Genomic DNA, 16,336 nt, shown 5'->3' with positions numbered 1-16,336 from the left:
CTTTCCCTTTGACGCTGAGCGTACTCGCCAATGCTCTCCCGGTTCACGGCTACCTCCCTGGGATTTCGGTAACCGTAGTTTTGAGACAATCACTTTATTTCGGTAACCATATTTTTAATGTCATGCGGGTTGTTGACTTAACAGAACAATAGTTCGTATATTATGACTCCCCAGACAGAAATTCCCCTGCAGCCCCGCGACCGCTTCCATCATCCGCGCCCCGCTTGTTCCCTGCCAGACAGTAGACCATTGCCGGCCCTCTGAACATTAGCGGACAACGTCCGTAATCCTGTTTGCCGACAAAATTCTGAGAACGTGGAATGGAGGTGACTTATGAACCTAAACGAACTGAGCGAAGCTGTCCGCCGCCGCCGAAAGTCGCAGCGCGTCGAAACCCCAGAGGCCGGGCTAGCCACCGAAGCTGTGATCAAGCTTCGGCTGGACCATCTGGAGAAGCAGTTGGATGAGTTAAAGGGCAGGGTCAACGGCCTGCTATTCACCATTGTGGGCGCCGTGGGTGTGCAGATTGCCCTGCGGGTTATGGGCTGAGGCCGGGCGGCGGTCCGGTTATGTGAACTTAAACTCGCGGCGGGCCGGTCCCGGCCGGAAAGGAAGGGTATGCCTATCCAGGAGCAGGTCCGGTCTTATCAGGTGAACATTGGGCGGGCCATCCTACGGAGCGTGAGAGATAGCCTGGGCCACACCTTCACCGTCGAAATCGCGAGGCAGGGTGGGAAGAATGAGGTGTCAGCGCGGCTGGGGGCGCATCTCCTGTCGACGCACATGAAAGACGGCGGCAATCTGATTAAGGCGGCGCCTACATTTTCGCCTCAGGCCCGCATCAGCATCGACCGGCTCAAGGAGCGGCTTCGCAGGTCGCGCTGGCAGGGCCAGTGGGAGATGGAGGCGGGGCACGTGGTCAGGCTAGGCCAGGCGCGGCAGGTGTTCCTCAGCGCGGAGCCTACGGCCAACGTGTTGGGCAACACGGCCCACCTGCTGCTGGAGATGGACGAGGCCCAGGGCATCGACAAAGAAAAGTACTACAAGGAGTTCAGGCCCATGGCCGCCTCCACCAACGCCACTACCGTCCTCTACGGCACGCCCTGGGACGGCCAGACGCTGCTGGAGGAGACTCGGGAGCTAAATCTGGAGCTGGAGCGCAAGGACGGCATGAAACGCCACTTCTCCATTCCCTGGGATGTGGTGGCGGACTACAACGAGCTTTACAGGACATATGTAGACGGGGAGCGGCAGCGTATGGGCGAAGACCACCCCTTCTTCCGCACCCAGTACCTGCTGCTGCCCGTGGCCGGCGGGGGTGGGCTTTTTTCGACGGCGCAGCAGGCGCAGCTCCAGGGCTGGCACCCTCGACAGCGGCAGCCGTCGCCGGGCGGTGTCTATGTGGCGGGGCTGGACGTGGCGGGCGGCGCGCCGGAGGGCGAGGCCGCGGCGCCGCGCCAGGACTCGACGGTGCTGACCATCGGCGAGCTGGACTTCTCGTCGGTGAACGAGACGACTCGAGACCCGGGCATACTGGTCGTCGAGCACCTGGTCTGGAGGGGGACGCCGCACCATCAGATCATGTCGCAACTGGCGGACCTGCTGAAGAACGTGTGGCGGTGGACGCCACGGGGCTAGGGGAGGGCGTGGCCAGCCACCTGACCAAAGCCCTGGGAAGGTTAATGGTGGAGCCGATAAAGTTTACGGCGCCGATGAAGTCCAAGCTGGGCTATGAGATGATGGGGGCGGTGAACGCCGGCCGGCTGAAGATGTACATGCGGGACGGGTCCGAGGAGTGGGCGGAGTTCTGGCGGCAGGTGGGGTCGTCGCGGGCGCGGTACCGATTGAATGAGACCATGGACTTCTAGGTGGACGCGTCGCGGGGCCACGACGATTTTTTGTCGAGCCTGGCGCTGCTGGTGGAGGCGGGGCGGTACCTGCCACGGGTGGCGAAGGGGAGGCAGGGGGAGTGAGGGTACTATCCGTGCAGCTCCATCACATCCCCGTCGAACAGGACGTACTCTCGGCCTACGCGCTGGCCCTCGAATTTGGCGGAGCCCCATAGCAGCGCGTACTTGAGCTTGTCCCGCCAGTCCTTGTGGAGGCGCTCGGCGGCGTCGGCGACGGTGCTGCCGACGGGCACCACCATAGGGTCGTCCATAGAGGGCTTGCCGCTGGGTGGCTTGGTGTAGACGCGGATTTTGCCCAGCGCCTGGAAGACCTCCCGGCCCATGACGCCAAGGCCCGCGCCGTCCAGGCAGGAGGCGCGGAGGATGGGGAAGCGGGAGCCGCAGGCGGACTCCAGGGCTTGGAACCGTGCGCCGTCTTCGTCCATGTCGGCCTTGTTGGCGAGGAGCGTTGCGGGCTTCTGGACCTTGGCGGCGTCCTCGTCTAGGGACTGCCCTTTCTCCAGCAGGGCGAAGCCCCACTGGTCCAGGACGCCCATGACCTCCTCCAACTCCTTTACCGGGTCCTTGGACAGGTCCAGCACCACCAGGACGTAGTCGGACTGGCGCAGGAGTCCGAAGAGCTGGGACTGGATGTCCTTATAGTCGAGGGAGGGGGTATCGATAAGCTGGATGTTGACGTTCTCGAAGGGCAGCATGCCGACCATGGGGACCTGGGTGGTGAATCGATAGTCGCCGGTCTTGGCGGGGGCGCCGGTGAGGGCGTTGAGAAGCTCCGACTTGCCGCTGGTGGTGAGGCCGATGAGGAGGACCTGGCCGGCGCCCTCTTTCCTGATGTTGAAGGGCTGGGGACCGCCGCTGCCCGGGCCGCCAGCCCTGGGCTTTTCCATCTCCTCCATGTGCTTGGCCATGCGGGCGCGAAGCTCGCCGCGGAGGTGGTCGGTGCCTTTGTGCTTGGGGATGACGGCCATCATCTCCTGGAGGGCGGCGATTCTGGCCGCCAGGCTGGTGGCCTCGCGGTATTTGCGTTCGACCTCTCGATATTGGGGAGTTAGATTAGCTGGCATTGGGTTTATCTACTGCGCTGGTTGGGGAAGTCCAAGGCGACAGGTTGTTTATGTGAATCGTAGCCGCTCTTTGATTGGGATACCATCTCACCCTTTATCCCTCTCTTCCTGCAGGAAGAGAGGGAAAGAAAAAATAAGATCACCTCATCACCCTCCTTCGGCCAGGCTCAGGACGGCGTCTAACTCCCTCTTCTCCTTTGCAATAGGAGAAGAAGGAGAACCAGAAATGGGACACCTGAGACCCTGGCCCTTCGAACAGGCTTAGCGCAGGCGCCAAGGGCTTGGCCTTCTCCACACTCTCGCTGAGGATATTATGGCTATGGCCCATAGCGCCGAGCTTTCATCTTATCGCCCCTTGTATTCCGGGGGGCGTTTTTCTACGAAGGAGCGGGAGGATTCCTCGAAGTCTTCGGTGAGGTGGAGGCGGAGGGCGGCCTGGTAGTAGTCGGCGTCGGCGGAGGGACGGTTCCATTGCCATCGTGTCACGCGGACGCCGGAGCGCACGGCCAAGGGCGGGGCCTTCAGCACCTCGTCGGCCAGGGACTGGGCGGCATCGAGGTGCCCGCCGGTGGGCGTAAGGCGGTTGACGAAGCCGAGGCGGTGAAGTTCGGCGGCGGGCTTGGCCTGGCCTGTCAGCAGCATCTCAGTGGCGATTTTGGAGGGCATGAAGGCGTTGAGGCGGGCCCAGGCGGGGCCGCCGGGAAAGCCGCGAAGGGTCTCGGTAAGGCCGAACATGGCCTCCTGGCTGGCGACCACCAGGTCGCACTCGGCGGCGATGAGAATGCCCCAGCCGAGGCAGTGGCCGTGGACGGCGGCGATGACGGGCTTCCAGTTGATGGAACGGCCCAGGAGGCCGTCGGGGCTGATGCCGGCGCCCCACTGCTGGTCGCGTTGCTGCCGCGACGCGCCGTGGAAGCTCTGCTTGATATCGGCGCCAGCGCAGAAGGCGCGGCCCGCGCCGTGGAGGACGGCCACCCACGCCGCGTCGTCGGCGTCGAACTGGCGGAGGGTGTCGACGAGACCGGACTCCAGGTCTCGGTTGACGGCGTTGAGGACCTGGGGCCGGTTGAGGGTGATGTAGGCGGTGCGGCCCTGGCGTTTGTATATGACGGCGTCGTTGGGCATGTGGCCTCCTTGATGCCTCTATTATGCCTTACACGACTGGCCGAGAGACAGGGGAAGCCCTATATAAAACTTCACCTCATTGAGGAGGCGCTAATTGAGCGCCCGTCATTCTTGGAAATTGAGATAGAACGCAACTAAAGCGTTGATGGGGGAGGCGTGACTTGCAGAGTACTGTCTAGGAGGAGGTACGACGACGCACTCTGTAACTCGACGGCCTTTCAAACAGACGCGGTTGTAAGGTGCTCTTCTTTTCCACTGGGGCTGCACGAGCTTACTCTTCTAGCCGGTCAGTTTTGCGGGACCTCGCGAAAGACGGGGCGAAACTTGGTTCCCGCCTGCTCACGATTAAGCGGTGGCCTTTGCCTGGGCGTTACACCGTTAGAAAGCCGCCATTTCTTGACAGCAAATGACCTTATTCCTACCATCTCTCCATCTCGTCTAAGGCCTCCCATGGACATCAAGTTCGCCGCCACGTCCCGGCCCACGCACCCCCGCGACGCCATAGCCTGGTTCCAGGCCACCGAGTCTCTGGGTTACCATCGCATCGGGATTGCCGACTCGCCGGCGCTCTACCGCGACCCGTGGGTCAGCGCCGCGCTAGCCGCCCTCCACACCAGCCGGACCACCTTCGGCCCGTGGGTCACCAACCCTATAACGCGGCACCCGGTGGTCACCGCCAGCGCCGCAGCATCGGTGGACGACCTGGCGCCGGGGCGTCTCCACATCGGTATCGGCACAGGCAACAGCGGCGTCTATAACGCCGGCCACAAGGCGTCGTCAGTGGAGGCCCTTAGGGAGTACGTGACGGCGCTGCGGGGCCTGCTGGAGAAAGGCGAGGCCATATATCAAGGGCGGGCCTGCCGGCTGCCCTGGGCGCGGCGTCGCATACCCATCTACATCGCCGCTACTGGGGCCAAGACCCTGCGTCTGGCGGGCGAAATCGCGGACGGCGCTATCATCGCGGCCGGAACAACGCCGGAGGTTATCCAGGGCGCGATTTTGGCTGTGGAGGAGGGGGCGAAGGCTTCGGGCCGCGCCCTGAGGGACCTGGACCTGTGGTGGGGCGTGCAGTTCAATCTCTATACCGACGCCCGGGACGCCGCCGACCCCCAGGGCGGGGCCGCCCGCGAGGCCAACTATCTGGCGCGGTTCACCCTGGAGGGCAAGTTTATTCCGGACGAGCACAAGGAGGGTATCAGGAAGCTGGGCGCCGCCTACGACTTGACCACCCACGGACGGCCATCGGCGGAGCAGTTGGCCCGCTACGACAGGCTGGCGCAAGAGTACGGCGTGAAGGAGTACCTGGAGCAGCGTTTCCAGGGCCTTCGCGGCACGCCGGAGGAGCTTACCGACCGCATCAAGCAGTGGGCTAGATTGGGTGTCACTCAATATAACCTGAACGTGCCGGACGTCGACAGGCCGGAGCGCCTGCGGCGGTTCAAAGAGATGGTGATGGGGAGGCTGTAGAGAGGGACGAGCCTGAGGCCCGTGGCTATATTTTCACATCTGCGCCTATAATTAAATTAGGGCATGAGCCTGAGATGAAGCGGAAGGGGAGGTGGCGTAATGGCTCACGTGAAGTATCTCATTATCGGCGGGGGCAACGCGGGCGCGACGGCAGCTTTTACTCTTCGAGACCTAGACGCTCAGGGAAGCATTCTTATAGTGGGCGCTGAGGCCCAGGTCCCTTACAAGCGTTATACCCTCAGCAAGGACTATCTGCGGGGCCAGCGGACGGCTGAGCGCATGCCCATAAAGTCCGCGCAAGACTATCAGAAGGCGAACATTGAAACTCGGTTTGGCGTACGCGCCACGTCGCTGAACGCGGCGGGGCGTTCCGTAACCCTGGACGACGGCGATACGGTGACTTACGAGAAGCTGCTGCTGGCTACGGGCGCGACGCCAAGACGCCTGTCTTTGCCGGGCGCTGAACTGGAAGGCGTCTTCTACCTGCGCAGCCGCGACGACAGCGACCGGATCAAGGGCCAGATTAGAGCGGGCCGTTCGGTCCTTGTGGTCGGCGGGGGGTTCATTGGCGCGGAGGTGGGCGCATCTATGACCCAGGTGGGGATAAAAGCCACAGTAGTCGACAACGCGAAGGTTCTGTGGGAGCGGATTGTGGGCGAGGAGATGGGCCGGTTTTTCCAGAGCGCGCTGCAAGGGCGGGGCGTCGATATTCGCATGGGCGCGCAGGTGACGCGATTGGAGGGCGCTCAGAGGGTGGACGGGCGGTCCTATCGGACGGCGCCGTAGTGCCTTGCGACTTTGTCGTCGTCGGCGTGGGTGTGAAGCCGGAGACCACGCTGGCGGAGACGGCGGGGCTGAAGGTGGAGAACGGGGTTGTGGTGGACGCCTATTTGAAGACAGAGGACCCGAACATCTACGCCGCGGGCGACGTGGCGCGTTTTTATCACCCCCTCTTTGGTACCGCCATGCGCATAGAACACTGGGAGGTGGCCGCCCATCTGGGGGTGTGCGCAGCCCGCAATATGGCGGGGGACGAATGTATTGTCCACGACGCGCCGGAGTTCTTCTCGGATATGTTCGACCTGCACATCGAATGGTATGGCTACGCGCCCAAGTGGGACCGAATCGTTAAACGCCCAGTGGAGTCTGAGAAGTTTACCGGCCTCTATCTGAAGGACGGTAAGGTTGCAGGAGCGCTGCTGGTAAACAACAAGGACGACGTGTCCCTGGCCCGCACCCTTATCCAGAAGCAGACCGTTGTCCATGACACGGATTCGTTGCTTTCCCCGGCCCTGGATCCCGCCCGTACGCAGTAGCCGCGCTAACGGACTAAGGCCTAGTAGGGCGTCAGACATGGAATCGAGGTGAGAAGTGGACATCCTTAGAGTCAACAGCGTTGATACCGATGAGCAGGCCTTCCTGGCGGCCATGGCGCTGCGACGACGCCAGTTCTCGCCGGAGCAGATGCAGAAGTACGAGCGTTACATGGCGGAAATCTTCCAGGCCATGGGCCTGGACTTAAATACCGAGGGCACGCGCGAGACGCCCCATCGATTCATCCAGGCCATGATCGATGCCACCGAGGGCTATGACGGCGACCCCAAGCTGCTGTGGGTCTTCCCTACTGAGTGCCGTGGCGGCCCCTCATGCCATTCCAGCCAGATTGTGGAAGGCCCCATATCTTTCTTCTCGCTGTGCGAACACCACGTCTTCCCCTTCTACGGCAACGCCTACGTCGGCTATATTGCTCACGAACACATCATCGGCATATCCAAGCTCACGCGGCTGGTGCGGCTCTTCGCCAAGCGGTTCACGGTTCAGGAGCGGGTGGGCCAGCAGGTGGCCGATATGCTGGAGGACATGCTGGCGCCCCACGGCGTGGCGGTGTATCTGGAGGCCCACCATATGTGCACACAGATGCGCGGTGTGCGGGAGGTGCAGCCGCTGACTCGCACCACTTTCTGGCGGGGCAACTATGACCAGGACCCGGCGCTGCGGGAAGACTTCTTTGTGGCCTGCGGGCTGCGCAAGTGACTGTTACCAGCCTGCCGCCCCTGGAGACCCTCTATGACCGCTACGACAAGTCGTCCTTTGAGATACCGCTGCCGCCGGCGCTCCACGGACTCTACGGCGACCTTCGATTTCCTGTCCGCCCCCGGCGCGCCGCCAAACGCCCTTATGTCATAGGCAACTTTGTGTCGACGCTGGACGGCGTGGTTACGTTAAATGTGCCGGGCAAGTCCGGCGGCGGGCCTATCAGCGGCGACAGCCTTCACGATAAGATGGTCATGGGCCTGCTGCGCGCCGTTTCCGATGCCGTGGTGGTGGGGGGCGGGCACCCTTCGCGCCGTGCCCAGGCATATATGGACGCCCCGGCACGTCAGCCCCGCCCATGCCGCCGACTATGAGCGCCTTCGCGCCAGCCTGGGTAAAGAGGGGCAGCCTTTAACCGTCATTGTCACCGCCAGCGGGAGCGTGGACCTGGGACTTCCAGTGTTCCAGTCCGGTCATGCGCAGGCACTCATCATAACTACTTCAGCGGGGATGGAGCGGCTGGGGGGACGCGCCATGCCGCCGTCAGTGGAGGTGAGGGCAGTGGGGAAGACGGGCCGGTTGAGCGCCCAGGACGTGCTGGAGGCGATATCCAGATTCCGAGAGCCGGAGGTGGCGCTGGTGGAGGGAGGCCCCCAGCTCATCGGCGACTTTTTTGCCGAGAATCTGCTGGACGAGCTTTTCCTCACACTGTCGCCCCAGGTGGCGGGCCGGGAGCGAGGGACCTACCGCCCGGGACTGGTGGAGGGCAAGGTCTTTGCGCCGGACCGGCCCCTGTGGGGAGAGCTGGCGGGGGTCAAACGCGCCGCCGACCACCTATTTCTTCGGTATGCCTTCGGTGACGGGGAGACGTCAGGGTAGGCGTATCTACTGGGCGTGCCTAAAGGAATTGTGGGGCGCCGTACGAACTAGTCGGAGGCAGAAACGCCAGGCCACCAATCGAAGGTTTTGGGTTTGGCGTCTAAGGCGAAGGCGCCGCAGATTACACAGGCCTTGTGTCCTGTTTCAGCCCCCTCTTGACGCACTTTCTCAATGAGAGGATGCTCACACGGCGGGCCGCCCTTGGCTGCCCAATCTTTTTTGAGTCGTTTAACCTGCTCTGCGTGCATTGAGATTGCCCCCAGACATTATCTAGCCGTTGCTGACGCTGATAAATCGGAATGGGCTTTCTGGAAATCTGAGTCAACCCAATGCAAGTCTAACCAACAAAACATGAGCAGGTAGGGTGCAGACCCCTGAATCCGCATGGGGGCTTACCCCCATTGCCCTAACCGAGGGACGGCCTGAAGGCTACTTGCGCTTCTTAGCGTCCTCGGCCATCTTATTGACGGCCTTCTTCACCTCATCCATGGTGACGTCTTTAACATGGGTGGCGATGTGCCATACGTGGCCGAAGGGGTCCTCCAGGCTGCCGGTGCGGTCGCCGTAGAACTCGTCGCGGAGGGGGCGCAGGGCCTTGGCGCCAGCCTTCACGGCTCGATTGAAGACAGTGTCCACATCCTCGACATAAAGGTGAATCTGGACCGCCGCTCCCTTGAGGGTCTTAGGACCAAGGAAGTCCATGTCAGGATGCTAGTCGGCCAGCATGACGCGCGAGTCTCCAATCTGGACTTCGGCGTGGCCGATGGAATTGCCGTTAGGGCCGGGCACACGCAAAATCTCCGTGGCCCCGAAAGCCTTCTTGTAGAAATCGATGGCTTGGGCGGCGCCTTTGATGGCGAGATAGGGAGTCACCGTGTGATAGCCGGCGGGAATGGGGCTAACTTTCTTGGGTGGCATGGGAGGTCTCCTCATTTCTTTGTGTTTGTTTTCTTCCCATTCTTCCTCACCCACCCGTCCAGCCTGTCGATGGCCTTCTTGATGTTCTGCTGCGAGTTGGCATAGGAAAGCCGGATGAACCCTTCGCCGTACTTGCCGAAGGCCGCGCCGTTCAGCAGCGCCACGCCTGCTTCCTTCAGCCCGCGCTCCTGGAAATCGAGGCTGCCGATGCCCGTCCCTTTGACGCTGGGGAAGGCGTAGAAGGCGCCTTGGGGTTCTGGACAGTTGATGCCCGGGATGCTGTTCAACCCCTTCACGATTAAATCCCGGCGCGCGCGGAACTCGGCGGCCATTTTCTTTACCGGCTCCTGGGAACCCTCCAGCGCCGCGACGGCGGCCCGCTGGGTGAAGGTGGGGGCGCAGGATACGCTGTTGGCCGCCAGCTTGACGATGTGGGGCACCACTGCTGGCGGGAAGACGCCGTAGCCCAATCGCCAGCCGGTCATGGCGTAAGACTTGGAGAAGCCGTCCAGGATCATGGTGCGCTGGCCCACCCCCGGCTCGGCGGCGATGCTGTGGTGCCTGCCGCTGTAGATAATGTCTTTATAAATCTCGTCGGACAGCACGTATATGTCCTCGCGGTCGCCCAGCAGCTCCGCCAGCGCCGCGATGTCGCCCTTGGTCATCACCGACCCGCAGGGGTTCTGCGGCGAGTTCAGGATCACCAGCCGCGTCTTCGGCGACAGCTTGGAGGCCAGGTCTTCGATATCCATGCGATACCCGTCTTTTTCGATGAGGCGGACGGGCACGGGCTTAGCCTCGCTGAAGCGGATCATAGACTCGTAGATGGGGAAGCTGGGGTTGGGGTAGAGGACCTCGTCGCCTTTCTGGGCCAGGGCCAGGATGGCGAAGAACATGATGGGCTTGCCGCCGGGGGTGACTACCACCTGATCGGGGCTGACCTTGATGCCGCGAGTCTTGCTGACGTTTCGCGCGATGGCCTCGCGAAGCTCCGGTATGCCCGCCGTGGGGCCGTAGTGGGTATGGCCGTCCTTGAGGGCCTGGATAGCGGCGTCGGTGATGTGTTTAGGCGTGTCGAAGTCCGGCTCGCCTATCTCCAGGTGAACGATGTCCTGGCCCTTGGCCTCCAGGGCGCGGGCCTTGCCCAGCACCTCAAAGGCCGTCTCTGTCCCCAATCGACTCATGCGCTCTGCGACGCTCATTTTCCAACCCCGATTAAAAGATTTGTCATTTTTATCAGACCACACCGACTAAAGCAACACGGAAACTCCTATATACTGGGCTTCGTGTCTGTGATCAGTATGCGATAATATCCTCACAAAGCCTCAGGAGTTTGTCATGTTCTATCAAGTCCCTTTGGAAATATCTAAACAAGAGGATGGCCTGTGGCGCGTATCGGTACCGGGGCTTAGAGGGTGCTGGGTGGATACAAAGACCCTAGAAGATGGGATTTCGGAAATCCAAGAATGCATTCTCATGTTCATTGATATCTATCAGGAAGAAGGACGGGAACTTCCAGCCGGTATAACAAAGCAAAACCATTTGCCTCTGCGCGCCTCTATTTTCGTGAATGACGCTGAAACGCCAAAACCTAAGGTGAAGAGGACTGGCTCCAAAGCCGCTACTGCTGAACGACCTACGGTGAGCTCAAGCGCCAGCTTCGACGCTCTGGTGTAGTTTTTATACGTGACGGCAAGCGTCATGAAGTTTGGGGCATCCCAGGCTCCAACCGTGAGACTCTAATCGCCCGACACCGAGGTGAAGTCCCCACGGGCACGTTACGCTCCATACTTCGGGATCTTGGATTGACTCAGGAAGACCTCCACCGCTAACCCCAGTAGGTAAGTGCCAACGCACTGGGCATGGTGATAACATATCGCTAACACGGGGGGCTTCACTATGGAACGTACCGAGATAGCAATTGTCGGTGGAGGGGCCATTGGCTGCGCCACGGCCTACTACCTGGCCAAGGAAGGCGCCGACGTCACCCTCATCGAAAGCTCAGGCATTGCCGGCGCGGCATCGGGCTTCGCCATGGGCCTTCTCAGCCCCCTTTCGGGCGCGGGCATCCCCGGGCCGCTGGAGGAACTGTGCCGACAGGGCTTCTTCATGCATCGCGAGATGGCCGGCGAGCTGCGGGATGCCACCGGCGTCGACTATCACGCGGAACCTCGTGATTCCATATACCTGGCATCAACGGAGCAGGAGGCCAAGGCCCTGGGCGTCCTGGCGCGGTACTCCCAGAGCATCGACGGAGTGACTACCCAGTGGGTAGACACGCGGGCCGTCCTGGACATGGAGCCGCGAGTTTCGCCGGAGGTCCACGGGGGGCTGCTGGTGCGGGGCACCTGGATACTGGAAGCCTACGACTACACCATGGCGCTATCTAGAGCGGCGGAGCTTGGCGGGGTCAAGGTCACTTATGGGAAGGTGCGGGGCCTCAAACGCGCCTTGAGCGGCTGCCAGGTGCTGATGGACGTCGACGCCGTCGAAGCCAAGAAAGTGGTGCTGGCGATGGGGCCGTGGATGAGCCTGGCGCAGCGCTGGCTGGGCATGACCATCCCCATTTATCCCCTCAAGGGCCAGATTTTGCGCGTCGACCTCCCCGGCGGTCCCATGCGCTGCACTATACACGACGAGAACGGCAACTACGCCGGCTCTAAGCCCGACGGCCTGGTGTGGGCCGGCACCACCGAGGAGCAGGTGGGCTTCGACGACGAGCCGACTCAGGCGGCACGCGCGCGCATCCTGCGTGAGGTCTCCGCCTTCCTCCCCGCGATTAAAGAAGCCAACGTGGTGAAGCAGACGGCCTGCCTCCGCCCCGTCTCCACTGACGGTCTCCCCATCATCGGCGAGGCGCCGGGATGGAAGGGCGTGTACCTTTGCACTGGCGCGGGCCGCAAGGGTATCATCCTCAGCCCGTCCATGGGTCTGGCTACGGCGGAGTTAGTAATGAAGGGCCAGAGCAGGTTTGCTCTAGACATGTTCTCGCCGGCGCGCTTCGCTTCCACGTCCCCTACCGCCCATCGATGACCACCCTCCAGACCTGCGCCGCCTGCGCCTGTCCTATTGAGAACGGTCACGGTTCACCTTTCGCGGCAAGTCTGGCGAGTCCCGCAAGTGCCTACGACACGCGCTGTCCCATGGCCCCATGCTGCGACGCTCCCTTATCGTCTGCCTAATTGTCGGTACCATCCTCACGCTGCTTAACCAGGGAGACGTGCTTTTGCGCGGCGATTGGCGGAACGCCTTCTACTGGAAGATACCCTTGACCTATGCGACGCCCTTTGTCGTCGCCACCATCGGCGCGCTACTTAACAGCCGCAGCTAGGTTGGGCTGGGCAGGCGCAGCGGGCGCGGGCTTGCGGGCCTGGGGCATGAACCAGTTCAGCACCGCGGCTATGCCCAGGCCCACGGCGGCGGGAATGATAGCCCACGTATAGCTCTCCGTGCGGTCGTAAATCCAGCCGGAATAGAAGGGCGCGCCGATGCCCATGACACTGAATACCACCTGCATACCGCCTCGCACCGCGCTAAAGTTTTTCCTGCCGAACTGGTCGGCCAGCATAGCCCAGGCCAGGGCCCAGGACCCCTCGCTGGGGGCAAAGAGCGCGAAAATCAGCAGCACGTGCCACAGGCTAATCAAATCGGAGGTGAAGAAGAGCAGTAGGCCGGCGCCGTTGGCTAAGGCCGCCACCGCCGCGATTTTGTGCTTGGGCCACTTGCCGGCAAGCCAGCCCATGGTCAGAGTCACAGGAATCCACATTAGAGGGAACACGCCCAACAGCGGCGCGGCGGTGCTTTCCTCCATGCCTTTCCATACCATGATGGCGACGATATGGATCATGATGCCGTTCCACACCATGCCCCGGATGCCGTAGCTCACGGACAGGCACCAGAAGGTTGGAGTGCGGAGGGCTTCCTTAAAGGTGAAGTCGTCGGCTGATAGAGGTATGGAGCCGCGGCCCCGGCTTTCGCCCGAACGCAGGGGCGTTACCGGCGCACCGTCCGGCAGCAGCCCTTTCTCCTCCGGCGATCCTTTTAGCACCAGCGCCAGGGGTATGATCACGACGCCGATGGCGATTCCTGTCGCGATGGCAGTGGGCCGCCATCCAAACTGGACCACAGATACCGCGAGAAGCGGCGTGAGGATTACCCCGCCCAGGGCGTATCCCACGGATCCCAGGGACAGGGCGGTGGCGCGCTTTTTGACAAACCACCGGCTGACCGTGGCTGTGGTGGGCGTGTCGACTCCGCCCTGGAAGCCGGGGGTCAGAAGGAACATGAATATCAGCAGAAATATGATGAAACTCTGGGCGAGGCCTATAAAGATGAACCCCAGGGCGCATAGCAAGCCTGCCAGCATCAACACGCGGCTGGCGCCGATCTTGTCCAGGTTGAAGCCCAGCAAGGGCGCGGTCACGCCGCTGACGATTCGGGAAAGGGAAAAAGGAAGGGAGGCCGCCGCCCGGCTGATGTCCAGGTCCCGCTGGATAGGGAGAAAGAAGACGGAGAAACCTAGAAAGAAAACGCCGGTGGAGATGGCGTTGACTACAAAAGCGGAGGCGACTATCCACCAACCGTAATAGACACCTCGGATTCGCTGAAGCAAGGTTTTGTCCTGGATGAAGGCGCGGCGCACAGCTCAGTCGACTGGAATTGGCGCCGCTCCCCGAAATGACATCACGAGATTATATTGGTGCGCTCTGAAGAGTGTCGAGAAAAGGCTAGGGCAAATGGAGAGAAAACCGCTTAATAGTGAGCGCTATTCCATGAGCAGTTCTAGGCCTATATTTCCAGGCTGGGGAGGCGATACGAACATACCGGATAGCCGCTTGCTGCGCTTGATAGTCTCGGTAGCGCGTTGGAGATCAAGTCCAACTGGGTGGTTAGCTTCATCAAAATCGATGATGAGATTAGAAGTGATCTCCTTGCTGTAGCTCACCTTACTATCACTAAAACGAAGATACAAAGCATCAGTTTTGTTGTCATACTCGATAGCGAGAATTTTTGGCGTCTTGGCAGCCATATCGCCCCCTCATTTCAAGCGGAAAACATCAATGATTGTCTCTCCGTTTACAACTATTCAAACCCGAACTTTAAGTGTGCCGCCGTCAGGCAACCTTGCCATGTAGATTGTATCGCCATCAGATTCATAGCTTCGCTCGTAGGGGCGCAATCTGCAGTATTCAACCTCATCCTCGGTTATTCCTCGGGCTTGCATGCGTTTTTGCGCATAATCGGAGTAACGCAAAATTTTCCTCGGTCGAGAGTTTTTATCTTAACACGTTGTGTGTTTTCAGTGTTTGAACTATATACGTGGTGAGACACAGAATTAAGACATCCTCTCCAACGGTGACTATGCTCCCACTCGTCGCGGCTTTGGCATAGACCAGATCATCGCCGCCGAGGCGAGCATCAGGCCAAAGGCCGGGGCCAGCGCCCAGGTGTAGCTGTCGGTCTGGTCGTAGACCCAGCCTGTGTAGAGGGGCGCGCCGAAGCTCAGGACGCTCATGGTGGCGATGAGCCCTCCCCTCAGCGCGCCGAAGTTCTTTCTGCCGAAACGCTCCCCCAGCAGCGCCCAGCTCAGGGGCCAGTTGCCCTGGTTAGGCGACCACAGCACGAAGATCATCACGAAAGCCCCAATAGGCACCTGGTCCATCAACAGAAGGATGAGGAGAGAGACCGATGCCGTGCAGTCGCCAATGGCGACAAGGCGGTTCTTGGGCACGCGGTCGCCCAGCCATCCCATGAACAGCGCCGTAGGTATGCCCAGGAAGGCCATCAGCCCCACCAGGAATCCTGCCGTGGACTCCTCCACTCCCTTCCACTCCATGATGGCTACTATCTGCACCATGACAATGCCGAAGACCGCCGCCCGCAGACCCAGGCTCAACGCCAACTGCCAGTAGGCGCGAGTCGTCATCGCCTCGCGAATGCTGAAGCCGTCCATAGTCTGGCTGGCGGCGGCTGGAGACGAGGACGGCCGGGGCGTGCCGTCGGGTTGGAGGCCTCGCGATTCGGGGGAGCGGTAGAGACGGGTGGACAGTGGCAGAACAATAACCCAGACGAGGATGCCGATGATCAGCGACGTGTCGCGCCAGCCCAGCTCGGCCACACCCAGGGCCACCAGGGGCGTGAGAATAGCGCCGCCCGAAGCAAACCCTATGGCCGTCAGCGACATGGCGACGCCGCGTTTTCTCACAAACCACTTACCCACCGTAGCCATGGTGGCGGCGTCGAAGCCCGACTGCATTCCCAGGCCAATGACGCCGATGAAGACCAGGACGTAGAGTACATAGCTGTCGACACGGCTGAGCAAGACAAAGCCCAGGCCGGCCAGGGCGGCGCATAGGAAGAGGACTCGGCTGGGGCCAAACTTGTCCACCAGGACGCCGAAAATCGGGCTCTGGAAGCTGCCGGCAAATCGCGAGATGGAGAAGGGCAGGGCTGTGGCGGCGCGGCTTATTTCCAGGTCACGGCTGATAGGCAGGAAGAACACCGCTGAACCCCAGATGAAAACGCCGGTCAGTATGGCGTTGACTGTGGCGGAGATGGCGACGATCCACCAGCCGTAGAAAATCTTAGGGAAAGCCACAGGCTATGGCACGTTCAGCATATGCGCAGGCAGGGAATCTTACGTCTTTGGATATGTCTCGTCAATAAAGCTTGCTAAGCTTCCTTTGACGCTAAGCGCGAATAGTTCCCATTTTTCTGTGGTTGTCGATAAGCAGGGCGTATAATTTGCTTAACAAAGGATTATTTTTATAAGTCTTCTTTGAGCTGAGCGAGGAATTCCTAAAACTAAGGGAGATAAAGATGTTCAGCCGAGTCCTTGTTCCCCTAGATGGCTCTAAGTGGTCCCAGGCCGTCTTGCCCTACGCCAAGTCGGCGGCTAGAGCCTTTGACGCCCGTGTGGCCCTTCTTCGAGTGGTAGAC

General features: G+C 61.1%; 17 protein-coding genes and 2 pseudogenes. 12 read left to right on the top strand and 7 right to left on the bottom strand.

Going from position 1 to position 16,336, the window contains the following annotated elements:
• The first annotated feature begins 333 nt into the window (after positions 1–333).
• Entirely contained in the window at positions 334–549 is a 216-nt protein-coding gene (locus FJ320_11260) for a hypothetical protein (protein ID MBM3926534.1), read from the top strand.
• 75 nt (positions 550–624) lie between these two features.
• Positions 625–1,973 (top strand): annotated as a pseudogene (locus tag FJ320_11255) (hypothetical protein).
• Positions 1,974–1,978: 5 nt separating this feature from the next.
• Here FJ320_11255 and FJ320_11250 read toward each other — a convergent pair.
• Entirely contained in the window at positions 1,979–2,974 is a 996-nt protein-coding gene (locus tag FJ320_11250; protein MBM3926533.1) for a TGS domain-containing protein, read from the bottom strand.
• A gap of 345 nt (positions 2,975–3,319) precedes the next feature.
• Complete coding sequence (locus FJ320_11245; GenBank protein ID MBM3926532.1) at positions 3,320–4,099, bottom strand: enoyl-CoA hydratase/isomerase family protein; 780 nt, start codon at positions 4,097–4,099, stop codon at positions 3,320–3,322.
• A gap of 450 nt (positions 4,100–4,549) precedes the next feature.
• Here FJ320_11245 and FJ320_11240 point away from each other — a divergent pair, with 450 nt between their 5' ends.
• The 5 genes from FJ320_11240 to FJ320_11220 all read left to right on the top strand — a co-directional run bounded on the left by FJ320_11240 (position 4,550) and on the right by FJ320_11220 (position 8,479).
• Complete coding sequence (locus FJ320_11240) at positions 4,550–5,566, top strand: LLM class flavin-dependent oxidoreductase (GenBank protein MBM3926531.1); 1,017 nt, start codon at positions 4,550–4,552, stop codon at positions 5,564–5,566.
• Positions 5,567–5,665: 99 nt separating this feature from the next.
• Entirely contained in the window at positions 5,666–6,352 is a 687-nt protein-coding gene (locus tag FJ320_11235; GenBank protein MBM3926530.1) for a hypothetical protein, read from the top strand.
• Complete coding sequence (locus FJ320_11230) at positions 6,205–6,882, top strand: hypothetical protein (GenBank protein MBM3926529.1); 678 nt, start codon at positions 6,205–6,207, stop codon at positions 6,880–6,882. The genes FJ320_11235 and FJ320_11230 overlap by 148 nt, the downstream gene beginning before the upstream one ends.
• Positions 6,883–6,937: 55 nt before the next feature.
• Positions 6,938–7,600, top strand: a complete 663-nt coding sequence (gene folE / locus FJ320_11225; protein MBM3926528.1) for a GTP cyclohydrolase I FolE — start codon at positions 6,938–6,940, stop codon at positions 7,598–7,600.
• A 192-nt stretch (positions 7,601–7,792) separates the two neighbouring features.
• Positions 7,793–8,479 carry a hypothetical protein gene (locus tag FJ320_11220; GenBank protein ID MBM3926527.1) on the top strand — a complete coding sequence of 229 codons (687 nt, stop codon included), beginning with the start codon at positions 7,793–7,795 and terminating at the stop codon, positions 8,477–8,479.
• Positions 8,480–8,908: 429 nt separating this feature from the next.
• Here FJ320_11220 and FJ320_11215 read toward each other — a convergent pair.
• Together FJ320_11215 and FJ320_11210 are read right to left on the bottom strand one after the other, a co-directional pair.
• Positions 8,909–9,397, bottom strand: a pseudogene (locus FJ320_11215) (VOC family protein).
• Positions 9,398–9,408: 11 nt separating this feature from the next.
• On the bottom strand, positions 9,409–10,599 hold the full coding sequence (locus tag FJ320_11210) for a pyridoxal phosphate-dependent aminotransferase (GenBank protein ID MBM3926526.1): 1,191 nt from the start codon (positions 10,597–10,599) through the stop codon (positions 9,409–9,411).
• A 136-nt stretch (positions 10,600–10,735) separates the two neighbouring features.
• On the opposite strand from FJ320_11210, the gene FJ320_11205 reads away from it, so the two are divergent.
• From FJ320_11205 to FJ320_11190, 4 genes are all read left to right on the top strand, one after another.
• A complete protein-coding gene (locus tag FJ320_11205) occupies positions 10,736–11,074 on the top strand; it encodes a type II toxin-antitoxin system HicB family antitoxin (GenBank protein ID MBM3926525.1) in 339 nt (112 codons plus the stop codon).
• 5 nt (positions 11,075–11,079) lie between these two features.
• Complete coding sequence (locus FJ320_11200; GenBank protein ID MBM3926524.1) at positions 11,080–11,229, top strand: toxin HicA; 150 nt, start codon at positions 11,080–11,082, stop codon at positions 11,227–11,229.
• Between the two features lie 67 nt (positions 11,230–11,296).
• Complete coding sequence (locus FJ320_11195) at positions 11,297–12,430, top strand: FAD-binding oxidoreductase (GenBank protein MBM3926523.1); 1,134 nt, start codon at positions 11,297–11,299, stop codon at positions 12,428–12,430.
• A gap of 118 nt (positions 12,431–12,548) precedes the next feature.
• Entirely contained in the window at positions 12,549–12,728 is a 180-nt protein-coding gene (locus tag FJ320_11190; GenBank protein ID MBM3926522.1) for a hypothetical protein, read from the top strand.
• On the opposite strand, the gene FJ320_11185 is transcribed toward FJ320_11190, so the two are convergent.
• The 3 genes from FJ320_11185 to FJ320_11175 all read right to left on the bottom strand — a co-directional run bounded on the left by FJ320_11185 (position 12,708) and on the right by FJ320_11175 (position 15,995).
• Positions 12,708–14,039, bottom strand: coding sequence for an MFS transporter (locus FJ320_11185; protein MBM3926521.1), 1,332 nt, complete (start codon positions 14,037–14,039; stop codon positions 12,708–12,710). The two genes, FJ320_11190 and FJ320_11185, sit on opposite strands and share 21 nt — an antisense overlap.
• A 123-nt stretch (positions 14,040–14,162) precedes the next feature.
• Positions 14,163–14,426, bottom strand: a complete 264-nt coding sequence (locus FJ320_11180) for a DUF2283 domain-containing protein (protein ID MBM3926520.1) — start codon at positions 14,424–14,426, stop codon at positions 14,163–14,165.
• A 330-nt stretch (positions 14,427–14,756) separates the two neighbouring features.
• Positions 14,757–15,995, bottom strand: a complete 1,239-nt coding sequence (locus FJ320_11175; protein MBM3926519.1) for an MFS transporter — start codon at positions 15,993–15,995, stop codon at positions 14,757–14,759.
• Positions 15,996–16,216: 221 nt separating this feature from the next.
• Here FJ320_11175 and FJ320_11170 point away from each other — a divergent pair.
• A partial coding sequence (locus tag FJ320_11170) for a universal stress protein (protein ID MBM3926518.1) occupies positions 16,217–16,336 on the top strand: 120 nt, incomplete at its 3' end.

The organism is SAR202 cluster bacterium, assembly GCA_016872285.1.
In the GTDB taxonomy this organism is placed as follows: domain Bacteria; phylum Chloroflexota; class Dehalococcoidia; order Lucifugimonadales.
The sequence above is the reverse complement of the archived record's forward strand: the minus strand, read 5'-3'. Positions and strand labels throughout refer to the sequence as shown.

Bases quoted from the DNA above. Each gene is read 5' to 3' on its own strand.
- FJ320_11260 (MBM3926534.1), top strand. From the start codon at position 334: ATGAACCTAAACGAACTGAGCGAAGCTGTCCGCCGCCGCCGAAAGTCG.
- FJ320_11250 (MBM3926533.1), bottom strand. From the start codon at position 2,974: ATGCCAGCTAATCTAACTCCCCAATATCGAGAGGTCGAACGCAAATAC.
- FJ320_11245 (MBM3926532.1), bottom strand. From the start codon at position 4,099: ATGCCCAACGACGCCGTCATATACAAACGCCAGGGCCGCACCGCCTAC.
- FJ320_11240 (MBM3926531.1), top strand. From the start codon at position 4,550: ATGGACATCAAGTTCGCCGCCACGTCCCGGCCCACGCACCCCCGCGAC.
- FJ320_11235 (MBM3926530.1), top strand. From the start codon at position 5,666: ATGGCTCACGTGAAGTATCTCATTATCGGCGGGGGCAACGCGGGCGCG.
- FJ320_11220 (MBM3926527.1), top strand. From the start codon at position 7,793: ATGTGCCGGGCAAGTCCGGCGGCGGGCCTATCAGCGGCGACAGCCTTC.
- FJ320_11210 (MBM3926526.1), bottom strand. From the start codon at position 10,599: ATGAGCGTCGCAGAGCGCATGAGTCGATTGGGGACAGAGACGGCCTTT.
- FJ320_11205 (MBM3926525.1), top strand. From the start codon at position 10,736: ATGTTCTATCAAGTCCCTTTGGAAATATCTAAACAAGAGGATGGCCTG.
- FJ320_11195 (MBM3926523.1), top strand. From the start codon at position 11,297: ATGGAACGTACCGAGATAGCAATTGTCGGTGGAGGGGCCATTGGCTGC.
- FJ320_11190 (MBM3926522.1), top strand. From the start codon at position 12,549: ATGCTGCGACGCTCCCTTATCGTCTGCCTAATTGTCGGTACCATCCTC.
- FJ320_11180 (MBM3926520.1), bottom strand. From the start codon at position 14,426: ATGGCTGCCAAGACGCCAAAAATTCTCGCTATCGAGTATGACAACAAA.